Below are 11,993 nucleotides of genomic sequence, written 5' to 3'. Positions count from 1 at the left end.
TCAATGCCAATGCACTTAACACTAAAGTTGTTTTTTTCATGTATTCTGGCTCTCGCTATACAATTAATAATGAGTCAATAAATGGTGTATAACAGACTTATCCCATAATAATTGGCCTTGCCGCAGGTGAAGCTGGTGAACCCGATAATCGAACTCAATTTAGTGAATCGGGTAAATGCAAACAGCCAACACCACGGCAATCTCAAGCAAGAAGGATATAGTCGTCTTGCATAGTAAGATTAAATATGGGGGATGAAGTTCAGAGAACCAATAATGAGAAAAGTAAAAAATATTGTCCGTCTTTACAAATCTATAGTTAATTAAACGGACATTTTAGTTTTCCTGCATACTATTCCGCAGCCATCAAACGCCGATATTCATCATAGGCATAAAGATCGGTCATGCCACTGATATAGTCTTGAATTAAACGCGCTCGGTAATAATATTCATATATCTCATGTTGTTCTGGCGATAAATGACGCAACCGCTCTGTTGACTCTGCATAAGCCAGGCGGTGTTTAGTCGACAACTTATGGAATAATCTCGTCTCAATGGGGTATTCCCGATGACTGTCTTCAGCGACTAATTGCGTAAATGCCGTTTGCGGCATCGCTAATAGCGGGCTATAAATATCAAGCAAGCCACTAATAACTCTATATCCTTGCAATTCAAGCTGTTCCACTTCAGGATAATTAAATACGTGTTTCACTGCTACCTTTTTAAAAATTTGCAGTAATTTACACGCCGGACTGGAATCTTCTAATAAAGCCTGATTAAACGAACCAGAAAACACCGCGGGCAGATTCTCAATAAAACGCTGAGCAGCATGCGGAACTAATTTCCCGACAGTATTCACCCGTAAATACATAAAGAATTGGTCTTCCGAACTACGCCGACCTTGCCCTCGACCTAATTGACGAAATGCACCGCCAACTACTTTATCAAACAAATCACCATGAGTAGTCTCCCCCCACTCTTGCACCATATGATCATAAAGTTGTTCAACACTGAAAATATTTTTTTCGACTGCGTCTTCTAAATCGGCAATGCAATAAGAGATATCATCCGCAGCTTCCATAATATAGGTCAACGGAAAACGATTAAACTCCCCCATATTAAGTTCACGACGTAAATCTTTAACATACTCTTCTTCAGCAAGATAAAAGCCTGGTTTCTTCATCAAATAGTCATGAGAAGTTGGAATATCGCCAGACCAATAAGCCGGTTTGGTATATTTAAGAATACAGCCAACCTGTGCATAAGTGAGGTTAAGCTTTAATAAGCTGTAAACCAAACGAATCGCTTGTGCATTACCTTCAAAATGGCTTAAATCCTGGCGAATTTTACTACGTAGAATATTGAGTTCAGTCTCCCCTTCCCGCAATTTTAATGTATTAACCAGGCATTGATCCTTGCCCCGCGGCTCTGCACCGCCACCATTAGGATCCATTTGTTTAGTAAACCAATTATTAATTGCTGATTCACCAAAATGCCCAAAAGGCGGGTTACCGATGTCATGCATCAGACACGCCATTTCTACAATACTTTCAAAAGGATCCAGCAGTTTATCCAGCCCATAGGCGCTGATTTTTTTATCTTGCTTAAAACGATTGAGGATCTCTTTGGCGATATAACGGCCAACTTGCTGAACTTCCAGCGAATGAGTCAAACGGCTACGGACAGCGGCATTACGCTCCAACGGGAAGACTTGTGTTTTTTGTTGTAAACGCCGGATAGCGGCAGAGTTTACAATTCGGCCGCGATCACTTTCAAATACCCGGGTAATATCATACTCATCTTCAGCCGAACTGGGTTTACCAAATGGCCGCTGAACACTAATTTTCTGTTTAAAGTCGATCCCGGACATATTACCCCCTGATCATTCATCTAAATACAGTGATACTCACTCTCAGCAGAAGATGCAATTGATTACGTGTGAACTTTGGCTGATTGCGTATGAACTGCGGCACATTACGCATTATCTTTGGTGAACTACCCGGCAATCTCACTTACCTGATAAACTGTGTATGGCTTATTACAGATTAATTAATCCTTTAAAATCGGTGGGTATCCATATGAAAGTAGGAATTATTGGCGCAATGGAAGAAGAAGTCACATTGCTACGTGACAAAATTGAAAATCGCCAAACCTTGTCTCGCGCGGGTTGTGAAATTTACACCGGCCAACTCAATGGCGTTGATGTCGCCTTATTGAAATCCGGTATCGGTAAAGTGTCTGCCGCAATGGGCACCACTCTCTTGTTAGAACATTGCCAACCCGACATTGTTATCAATACCGGTTCTGCTGGTGGCCTGGCCTCTAGCCTGAAAGTCGGTGATATCGTGGTTTCTACCGAAGTTCGCTATCACGATGCTGATGTGACGGCTTTTGGTTACGAGCCTGGCCAAATGGCCGGTTGCCCAGCAGCTTTCATTGCTGATCCAAAGTTGATTGAATTAGCTGAAAGTTGCATCAAACAATTGGATTTAAATGCAGTACGCGGCCTGATTTGCAGTGGCGATGCCTTTATCAATGGTGCAGCTCCTTTGACTCGCATTCGCGCCACCTTCCCGAGCGTTGCAGCAGTTGAAATGGAAGCAGCGGCTATCGGTCATGTTTGTTACCTATTCAAGACACCTTTTGTTGTCGTACGAGCTATTTCTGATGTTGCCGATCAAGAATCTCATTTAAGTTTTGATGAATTCCTGGTTGTCGCTGCTAAACAGTCGACGCTGATGATAGAAGCAATGTTAACGTCACTGGCTAAACGCAGTTAATGGTGCGGTTTAACATTATCTCCTTGCTACGAGCAACAATAATCCTGCCCCAAGCAGCGATGTTATTGTTGCTCGGCCTGTTTAACTCACCCGCTCTAGCGGCAGAGCGGATTATCAGTTTATCACCCAGTACTACAGAAATGGCCTATGCCGCTGGGCTTGGGGATAAACTGGTTGCCGTAAGTGCTTACTCTGACTACCCAGCAGCCGCTAAAAAACTAGAACATGTTGCTTCGTGGCAGGGGGTAAATGTCGAACGTATTCTGGCATTAAAGCCTGATTTGATCCTCGCCTGGCGTGGGGGGAACCCGCAACGTCCACTAGATCAATTAGCCTCTTTTGGTATTCCGATCTTCTATTCTGATCCCGTTAATATTGATCAGATAGCGGATGATCTGGATAAATTGGCTCAATACAGCCCATATCCAGAGCAAGCACATCAATCTGCGCAACAGCTACGCCAGGAAGTTCGCGAGTTACGTAGCCATAATGCACGCAGCCAACCATTACGCACGTTCCTGCAATTTGGTTCTCAGCCTCTGTTTACCAGTTCCGGACATACATTGCAGAGTGAGGTTATTTCCCTTTGTGGTGGTGAAAATATTTTTGCTGGCAGTCGCGTTCCCTGGCCACAGGTCAGCCGTGAACAAGTGATGATCCGCCAACCACAGGTGATCGTAGTCAGCGGTGATAAGTCTCAAGCAAATAACATCAGCGCTTTCTGGCAGCCCCAACTTACAGTACCAATAATAACTCTTAATGAGGACTGGTTTAATCGCGCTGGCCCACGTATTCTGCTGGCCGCTAAACAGCTGTGCCAACAAATGGCCAGCCTTCCATCCTCTGTGGCGGAGTCACATTAATGCTGGTTTATTGGCTGGATATTTTAGGTACTGCGGTATTTGCAATCTCTGGTGTATTGCTGGCGGGGAAGTTGCGTATGGACCCGTTTGGTGTGCTGGTATTGGGTGTCGTGACAGCCGTTGGTGGCGGCACAATTCGCGATATGGCCTTAGCGAATGGCCCTGTATTTTGGGTGAAAGATCCCACAGATCTAGTTGTTGCGATGGTAACTTGTCTGGCAACTATTTTGCTGGTGCGGCAACCACGACGAACCCCAAAATGGATCCTGCCCGTACTGGATGCTATTGGTCTAGCGGTATTCGTGGGTATCGGGGTCAATAAAGCCTTTGCTGCTGGCGCCAGCCCGCTAGTAGCTATCTGTATGGGGGTGATAACCGGCGTCGGAGGTGGGATCATCCGTGATGTATTAGCCCGCGAGATCCCAATGATCCTGCGTACTGAAATCTATGCCACTGCCTGCATCATTGGTGGCATTGTGCATGCTACTGCGTTTTATACTTTTGGTATGCCACTGCAACAAGCAATGATGCTGGGCATGGTGATAACCCTTGGTATCCGGCTTGCCGCTATCCGCTGGCGCTTAAAACTACCCACATTTGAAATAGAGCAGTAGTCATAATTTTCAGTTTTTGATTGTCAGACGTAGGTTATATTTTATACAATATGCTTACTTGTAGGCTCTTACTGAGCCTACAAGTCATGTAAATAAAGATGAAATACGTTTTTAGTGTGAGTTAAATCTTCAAGTTTTTAAATAATTAGCCGATATCTAGAGTTATCGCTACCGACTCCGGTAGCGGCAGTTAAAAATGTTGTTATAAATCATGAAATATTTTTTGTTGATGTTTTGGCTGGTCTTTCTTGCCAGTCCGTCGCTAGCCCAGGGGCTAAGCGGCACAATAAATTTACAACTGACTATAGTGCCATTTTGTCAGGTACAATCGCCAAATCAAAACGAACACATAGTTAATGTCCCAAAAATAAATTATCCAGAAATACAGTGTCATAGCGGAAATGGATTGGTTACAGAACCTAAAATCAGCCATTCCTTTATTGCATCAAATGGTCCGCATATTAACAAAACCCGTGCCGGCCAGATGGCGCAATTAATTACTGTAGAATGGTAATATTCAGATATAAAAAAACCGCAGTTATTAAAGCTGCGGTTTTTTTATCGAAAATCTAGCAGTGGTCTTATACCCTAACTCATTGCTGTTAAGGGTAAATTAGATGCTGAAAGAAGAACCGCATCCACAGGTACTCTTCGCATTCGGGTTAGTCACGATAAAGCGAGAGCCTTCTAAGCCTTCCGTGTAATCCACTGCACCACCAACCAGATATTGTAGGCTCATGGGATCAACGACCAACTCGACACCTTGCTTCTCAATGGTCATATCGCCATCATTTATCTGATCATCAAAAGTAAAGCCATACTGGAACCCGCTGCATCCTCCACCGGTAATGTAAACCCGCAGCTTCAGATTTGGATTTTCCTCATCAGAAATCAGCAGTTTCACTTTTTTTGCCGCTGCCTCGGTAAACTGCAGGGGCAGTACTGTTTCATCGCTCATACTTATCACTCCCAACCGGTGTTCGAGGTGCAGGTTACTACAATGGCAGCCTGATCTGTGTATTGATTATCTAATACCCGAGTAATTCATTCAAGTATTGTGGCTTAATGTTATATATTATCTACCTGTTTGAGTGCTACTTTCAACCGCTGCCTGTTGTTCTGCTGCCTTTGCTGCCTGCTCTTGTCTTTGTAATGTGCGGGCCAAAATAGCTGAATACAAGGGCTGCCCTCCCATAAACTGCGCTATTAAAGTCGCCCCCAGACAAGTCACAATCATTGGTAAAATAAGCTGATAATTATCGGTCATTTCCAGCACCAACACGATCCCAGTCAATGGCGCACGTACCGAGGCAGCAAACAACGCGCCCATACCAGCAATAGCAAAAGTACCGGCATCAATGCTGTACTGTGGGAAAAAGTGCGCGCAGGACAAACCAAAAGCAGTGCCCAGAATGGTTCCCAGAGCTAGCATCGGGGCGAATATCCCACCAGGGGCACCAGAACCAAAACACAGCAAAGTGGTAATCACTCTGGCAACAAAAATAAAGAGCAACATACCAATGCTGAAATTGCCGGCGACAGCAATAGGAATTAATGCAAAACCGCCGCCCACGGCCTCGCCATGAATCAATGCAAGTAAGCCACACATCCCGCCCAGCAGACCACCTATCAGTACCAACTTACGCCAGTCGCCGCCATGAAAACGTATAAACAGATCTTGTGTACGAAATATTAGTGCATTGAACATCACTCCCACTGCGCCAAAAATAATGCCTAGTAATAAATAGAGCCATAAGGTATTCAGAGGAACATCACTGAGTTTACCTACATCAATAATTGCACGCTCACCATTGAAATAGCGGTAAACGATTGTTGAAGTGATAACCCCCACAAAGACAGCTTTAATTGAAACTAAGCTATAGCGGAACTGCGAGCGCATCTCTTCGATAACAAATAAAATCCCAGCTAGCGGGGCATTAAAAGCAGCTGATAGCCCCGCAGCGGCACCGGTTGCTAATAATGAGTGACGCGCTTCAGCGCTGCGTAGGCGGAAGATATCGACAACCATTCGCCCACTGTTGCCCCCCATTTGTACCATTGGCCCCTCTCGGCCTAATACCATGCCAGCACCGAGCGTACCAAGCCCACCAATGAACTTGACCGGGATGACGCGCCACCAGCGAACGGGCCGCATCTCTTCCATTGCACCCTCTATTTCAGGTATTCCCGATCCTCCCGCCTCAGGAGCAAAACGGCGCACCAGAAAATAGCCCACCATAGCCAGCACTGCCGACATAATAAAAGCCAGCGGCCAAACTAAAATCGCACTATCAGCAACTTTAGCCAAGGTTGCCAATCTCTCTTGCTGGATCCAATCAACGCCACGATCGAATGCCACACCCAATAAACCAGTAACTGCTCCAACGACAGCAGCCATGATAAGAATGACCAAAGGTGTTGTGTCACGATTAACCAGTGCGTGAATAAAGCGACCACGCTTAACTTCAGAAATACTTTCAGCAGCTATATTTTGGGTTGAATCAGTCATAGTTTGTATGCTTGTCAGTTAAATAATAAGTAATACAAATCCGCTGTATGAGTCTAGCCTACACGCTGCTAGTGCGCCTGTTTAAACGCCGATGAAATGATCTTGCTCAGAAAAAGCTTTTTTCTTGAGTTTGCGGCACATCGCGCAAGCTATACGTAAAATATGCCCAATCATTTGATAACCGCTGCCAGTCCTTTAGAATAAGCCGCATTGTTATAACCAAGGCTAATACCAAGGTTAATGTCGCCAAATTCAGGAGCCAGTTTATGAGTAAGTCCGAAAGTCTGTATGCCCAGGCTAAACAGTTGATCCCAGGCGGGGTTAACTCTCCAGTGCGTGCATTCACTGGTGTCGGTGGAGTCCCATTATTCATCGAACGTGCCGATGGCGCTTATCTGTTTGATGTAGACGGTAAAGCCTATATTGATTATGTTGGTTCTTGGGGACCAATGGTCTTGGGGCACAATCATCCGGCAATTCGTCAGGCCGTGATTGAAGCCGTGGAGCGCGGCCTGAGCTTTGGTGCACCGACAGAGATGGAAGTGAAAATGGCCGAGTTGGTCACCAATTTAGTCCCAACTATGGACATGGTGCGAATGGTCAACTCAGGAACTGAAGCAACGATGAGTGCCATTCGTCTGGCCCGTGGCTTTACTGGCCGCGATAAAATCATCAAGTTTGAAGGCTGCTATCATGGCCATGCAGACTGTCTGCTGGTTAAAGCCGGCTCAGGTGCTCTGACACTGGGTCAACCTAACTCGCCCGGCGTACCTGCTGATTTTGCCAAACATACCCTGACTTGTACTTATAACGATTTAGCTTCTGTGCGTGAAGCCTTTGAGCAATACCCCCTCGATATCGCCTGTATTATTGTCGAGCCTGTCGCCGGTAACATGAACTGCGTGCCACCATTGCCAGAGTTCCTACCGGGTCTGCGCGCATTGTGTGACGAGTTTGGCGCACTGTTGATTATCGATGAAGTGATGACCGGTTTTCGTGTCGCATTAGCGGGTGCGCAGGATTACTACAATGTGATTCCTGACCTGACCTGTCTGGGTAAAATAATTGGTGGTGGTATGCCAGTGGGTGCCTTTGGTGGCCGTCGCGATGTGATGGATGCACTAGCACCAACTGGCCCGATCTATCAAGCAGGAACCCTGTCTGGTAACCCAATAGCCATGGCTGCCGGTTTTGCCTGTCTGACTGAAGTTGCGCAGGTGGGTATTCATGAAACGCTGACTGAATTGACCGATTTACTGGCAGATGGTTTGCTACATGCAGCTAAAGAAGAAAATATCCCACTGGTGGTTAACCACGTTGGCGGTATGTTCGGCTTATTCTTTACTGATGCTCCAACAGTGACTTGCTATCAGGATGTGATGAATTGTGACGTAGAACGCTTTAAACGCTTCTTCCATTTGATGCTGGAAGAAGGTGTTTATTTGGCTCCTTCAGCCTTTGAAGCTGGCTTTATGTCAGTGGCGCACAGCAAAGAAGATATCCAGAAAACGGTTGATGCTGCTCGTCGGTGCTTTGCACAGCTTTAATATCAATAAATTAGCCATCTCCCTATGCTGGGAGATGGTATTAATAAAATCTAGTTACCGCCCCTGTTTACGCAATAAATAAACAAAATACGGTGCGCCAATAAATGTCGCCAATAAACCCGCTGGGATCTGATTCGGGAACAACAACATCCGGCCGCACCAATCAGCAAATACCATTAATAAACCACCTAAAATGGCCGCAATAAATAGCTGTGGAATGGCTCGGCGAAAGCCCAACATGCGAGCCATATGAGGTGCCATCAGGCCGACAAAACTTAATGGCCCAACAGTTAGTGTGGCTGCCGCTGTCATAATGGCGGCCAATAACAAAATAGCTAACCTGCTAGGTGCCAGCGCTACGCCTAGAGCTCTTGCCGTGACACTCCCCAATGGCAAAATCATTAACCAACGGCGGCACAGCGGTGCTAATGCGATCAGAACCAGAGCAATAGCACCAGTACTGAGTGCTTGTGAACCATCAACAGCATAGGTAGAGCCTGAAATCCATGCCAGCAAGCCGCGCATTCGTGGATCACCACTGGCGAGTAACATGGTGATTACCGTGGTAAAAGCGGTGCTCAGTGCAATCCCGGCCAATAGCATTCTCCCGGGAGAAAAACCGCCCCGCCCTGCAACGATCAGAATCAATAATAAGGTCGCGGCCGCACCTAAACTACCTGCGGGTAGCAGCCATGCCAGTGCATTACCTGGCACGATAAACATCATTATCACCACACCAAAAGATGCGCCAGAGCTTATCCCCAGAACTTCGGGGCTGGCCATCGGATTACCTGTTAGTTTTTGAATTAATGTTCCCGCGACCGCCAGCATCATACCGGCGGCCAATGCCGCTAATACTCGTGGCCAGCGCCAGTGTAATAATGCCTGAATATCATCACCGCTAATCCAATTCCAACCGTAACTATCACGACCAAACATCAGTGCCACGGCTAATCCAGCGAGCAGGATGAGTAAACCACCGCTGATCCATAAGCCCAAATGTTGCCGTTCAGCGGGAACGTTATCGCCAAAATCCATGCTGGGGGCCGTCGCGCTATGTAAGCGCGGCAACAGCCATAATAGTAGTGGTGCTCCAATCAGCGCAGTCGCCGCCCCTGTGGGAATCTCTTGCCAAATCTGTGCCAACCAGATTAGCCCTTGATCCGTTGCCCACAACAATAAAGCCCCCAATACAGGTGCCAAAATCAGGCGTTGCGATAAGCGGCGAGCACCGAGAATTTTTGCCAACAAAGGTGCGAAGAGGCCAATAAAACCAATCACCCCGACAGCATTGACTAACATTGCACTAAACAGGATTGCCAATCCCAGCGCACACAGCCGTGCTAATGACAACCCTAACCCGAGATTACGAGCGACACCATCATCCAGCCCGAGCAAGGTTAAAGGGCGAATCAATAAAGCAGCCAATACACCGGTTATCAGCAAGCGAGGCAGTAAAAACTGTACCGTGCTCCAATCTTGTTGATTCAGAGCACCGCTACTCCACAGGAACAAGCCTTGCAGTTGGTCATAATTAAATAGCGCCAGCAGATTACTGACCGCGCTACAGTAAAGACCGAGTACCAATCCCGCCAGTATCAGTGTGACGGGTGACATGCGTTTACCCCAAGCCACACCGAACACCAACACACCAATAAGAATGCCACCGGCCATTGCTGCCAGTTGGCGGGTTAGTTCACCACCGGGTAGCATCCATAATGTCGCGATAGTCAGGCCAAGCTGGGCTCCCGCAGCCACGCCCAATGTAGCTGGTTCAGCCAGTGGGTTACGTAAGACTTGTTGGAACAAAACCCCCACCAGCCCCAATCCAGCACCAGTTAACAATGCCACCGTCAGCCGAGGCAGTTGGCTGTAATGGAATAACATTTGGCGCACGTCATCGCTGTCAGGCTGCCATAGTGCGGCCCCCCAGAGCGAGGCTGGTAGTCCCTGACTAAAATTGTATAACGTCAACGCCACGGCAAAAATCAGCAGTAAGCTCAATATGCCGGCCGGCAGAAACCAGCTTTTACGCAGAGTCTTGGCCATTATGAAGATTTGCCCCATGCCGATTCTAATAACCGCACAAATCGCATGGCGGATAATGTCGCGCCATAGAACCATACCGCAGGCAGTATCTGTAATTGATTTTGACGCACAAATGACATGGATTGCCATAATGGTGTGCGGGTAACCTGTTGTAGCATTCCACTATTACCATGAACAAAGCACATTGCTCGCCCTGGTTTTACTGTCGCTAAACGTTCGATTCCCACCACTGCACTGCCCCAGATATTAGTCTCACCCTGCCAGGCATTTTTAATATTCAATTCGTTTAATACATCCTGGAACAAGCTACCTTGGCCGATGACCAAGGCATGGCGAGTGTCCAACAGAGAAAACATCAGTAATGATGTGTTACGGCTAGCGGAGAAGCGTTGGCGAGCAGCTTGCATAAATTGATTAAAATCATCGAGATGTTGTTCGGCAGCGGCCTCTAATCCAAGACGACCCCCTAGTGCACGCAGTGAATTTTTACCGACGGCAAGAGGAGTACTGCCCTGTTGGCTAAAAGCAAAGCTCATCGAAGGGGCGATCGGTGCGAGTTTTTCCGGTGAAGGGCCGAAACCTTCAGACATCAGAATCAGTGACGGAGCCATTTGCTGTAGCAATTCCAGATTAGGTTCGGTGCGCTGGCCGACATCAATGACAGTTGCAGGCAATTCTGGTTCTTCAACCCATAGCCGGTAATTATGAGTATCTGCTACACCATACGGCGTCACACCTAAAGCCAGCAACAACTCAACAGGCAACCATTCCAGAGCAACCACCCTGCGGCTATCACTCTTAGGAGAATTTACCGCCCATCCGGGTAATGAATACAATAATGGCGATAAGGCCAGCGCAGTGAGCAATCTACGGCGGGTAAGGTCTGGCGGCGTCAGATGAGTGTGTTTGATGGGTAAATGCATTTTCATTAATACACGAAACTTACCGGCGCACCACCGGCCGGATGGGGCAATATTCCCATAGGAATACCGTAAATCTGCTCCAGAACAGCACCTTGCATCAGGCTGTCAGCAGGGCCTTGCGCAATCATCTCACCACCACGTAGCGCCACCAAATGGTCGCAATAACGGGCCGCCATATTGATATCGTGTAATACCGCAATAACTGTCAGGCCGCGCTCGCGACTAAGCCGCTGAATCAGCCCCAGCACCTCAACCTGATGTGCGATATCGAGTGCCGAGGTCGGCTCATCAAGCAGCAGACATCGGCTATTTTGCGCCACCATCATCGCCAGCCAGGCGCGTTGGCGTTCACCACCGGATAAGCTGTCGACCAACCGATTCGCTAGAGGTTTTAAATCCACCAGTGCAATCGCGTCTTCCACCTGTTCGCGGTCTTCCTGACGAAAACGCCCTAGCGCACCATGCCATGGATAACGGCCAATCGCGACCAACTCGCGCACTGTCATCCCTTCAGCTGCCGGTAATTGCTGCGGCAAATAAGCGACTTCGCGGGCAAAAGCCTTGTTGTCCCATAGCGATAATGGCACATCATTGAGCAACACCTTGCCACTGGAAGGCGGTTGATGGCGACCCAGCATTTTTAAAAGCGTCGATTTACCGGAACCATTATGACCAATCAGCCCGCAAACTTTCCCTTGCGGAAATGTCAGT

At 47.3% G+C, this 11,993-nt stretch carries 11 protein-coding genes; 5 read left to right on the top strand and 6 right to left on the bottom strand.

Annotated features, from left to right (window positions below; genetic code table 11):
• Positions 1 to 349 precede the first annotated feature (349 nt).
• Positions 350 to 1,867 (bottom strand): dGTPase, encoded by a 1,518-nt coding sequence (gene dgt, locus ACNSO8_RS07065; protein ID WP_019080466.1) that lies wholly within the window; start codon positions 1,865 to 1,867, stop codon positions 350 to 352.
• A 208-nt stretch (positions 1,868 to 2,075) separates the two neighbouring features.
• Between dgt and mtnN the strand changes: the two genes are divergently transcribed.
• From mtnN to ACNSO8_RS07045, 4 genes are all read left to right on the top strand, one after another.
• Positions 2,076 to 2,777 (top strand): 5'-methylthioadenosine/S-adenosylhomocysteine nucleosidase, encoded by a 702-nt coding sequence (mtnN, locus tag ACNSO8_RS07060; RefSeq protein ID WP_019080467.1) that lies wholly within the window; start codon positions 2,076 to 2,078, stop codon positions 2,775 to 2,777.
• Positions 2,777 to 3,640 (top strand): vitamin B12 ABC transporter substrate-binding protein BtuF, encoded by an 864-nt coding sequence (btuF, locus tag ACNSO8_RS07055; RefSeq protein ID WP_050159186.1) that lies wholly within the window; start codon positions 2,777 to 2,779, stop codon positions 3,638 to 3,640. Before mtnN ends, btuF begins: the two co-directional genes overlap by 1 nt.
• Positions 3,640 to 4,254: a TRIC cation channel family protein gene (locus tag ACNSO8_RS07050; RefSeq protein WP_005164092.1), complete on the top strand. Its 615-nt coding sequence runs from the start codon at positions 3,640 to 3,642 to the stop codon at positions 4,252 to 4,254. Before btuF ends, ACNSO8_RS07050 begins: the two co-directional genes overlap by 1 nt.
• Positions 4,255 to 4,465: 211 nt before the next feature.
• The gene (locus ACNSO8_RS07045; RefSeq protein WP_074011473.1) at positions 4,466 to 4,768 is read left to right on the top strand and encodes a hypothetical protein; all 303 of its coding nucleotides are present in this window, start codon (positions 4,466 to 4,468) and stop codon (positions 4,766 to 4,768) included.
• Positions 4,769 to 4,867: 99 nt separating this feature from the next.
• On the opposite strand, the gene erpA is transcribed toward ACNSO8_RS07045, so the two are convergent.
• Positions 4,868 to 5,212 carry an iron-sulfur cluster insertion protein ErpA gene (gene erpA / locus ACNSO8_RS07040; protein WP_004706254.1) on the bottom strand — a complete coding sequence of 115 codons (345 nt, stop codon included), beginning with the start codon at positions 5,210 to 5,212 and terminating at the stop codon, positions 4,868 to 4,870.
• Between the two features lie 117 nt (positions 5,213 to 5,329).
• On the bottom strand, positions 5,330 to 6,763 hold the full coding sequence (gene clcA / locus ACNSO8_RS07035; RefSeq protein WP_046051571.1) for a H(+)/Cl(-) exchange transporter ClcA: 1,434 nt from the start codon (positions 6,761 to 6,763) through the stop codon (positions 5,330 to 5,332).
• Positions 6,764 to 7,029: 266 nt separating this feature from the next.
• Here clcA and hemL point away from each other — a divergent pair, with 266 nt between their 5' ends.
• Entirely contained in the window at positions 7,030 to 8,310 is a 1,281-nt protein-coding gene (gene hemL / locus ACNSO8_RS07030; protein WP_418394225.1) for a glutamate-1-semialdehyde 2,1-aminomutase, read from the top strand.
• 54 nt (positions 8,311 to 8,364) lie between these two features.
• On the opposite strand, the gene fhuB is transcribed toward hemL, so the two are convergent.
• The 3 genes from fhuB to fhuC all read right to left on the bottom strand — a co-directional run.
• Positions 8,365 to 10,359, bottom strand: coding sequence for a Fe(3+)-hydroxamate ABC transporter permease FhuB (gene fhuB / locus ACNSO8_RS07025; protein ID WP_050162036.1), 1,995 nt, complete (start codon positions 10,357 to 10,359; stop codon positions 8,365 to 8,367).
• A complete protein-coding gene (gene fhuD / locus ACNSO8_RS07020) occupies positions 10,359 to 11,288 on the bottom strand; it encodes a Fe(3+)-hydroxamate ABC transporter substrate-binding protein FhuD (protein ID WP_418394224.1) in 930 nt (309 codons plus the stop codon). Before fhuD ends, fhuB begins: the two co-directional genes overlap by 1 nt.
• On the bottom strand, positions 11,288 to 11,993 hold a 706-nt coding region (gene fhuC, locus ACNSO8_RS07015), incomplete at its 5' end, for a Fe3+-hydroxamate ABC transporter ATP-binding protein FhuC (RefSeq protein WP_418394223.1). The genes fhuD and fhuC, both read right to left, overlap by 1 nt.

The sequence above is a fragment of the Yersinia sp. LJYL362 genome, assembly GCF_048323875.1.
This window is presented reverse-complemented; position numbering and strand designations above follow the sequence as displayed.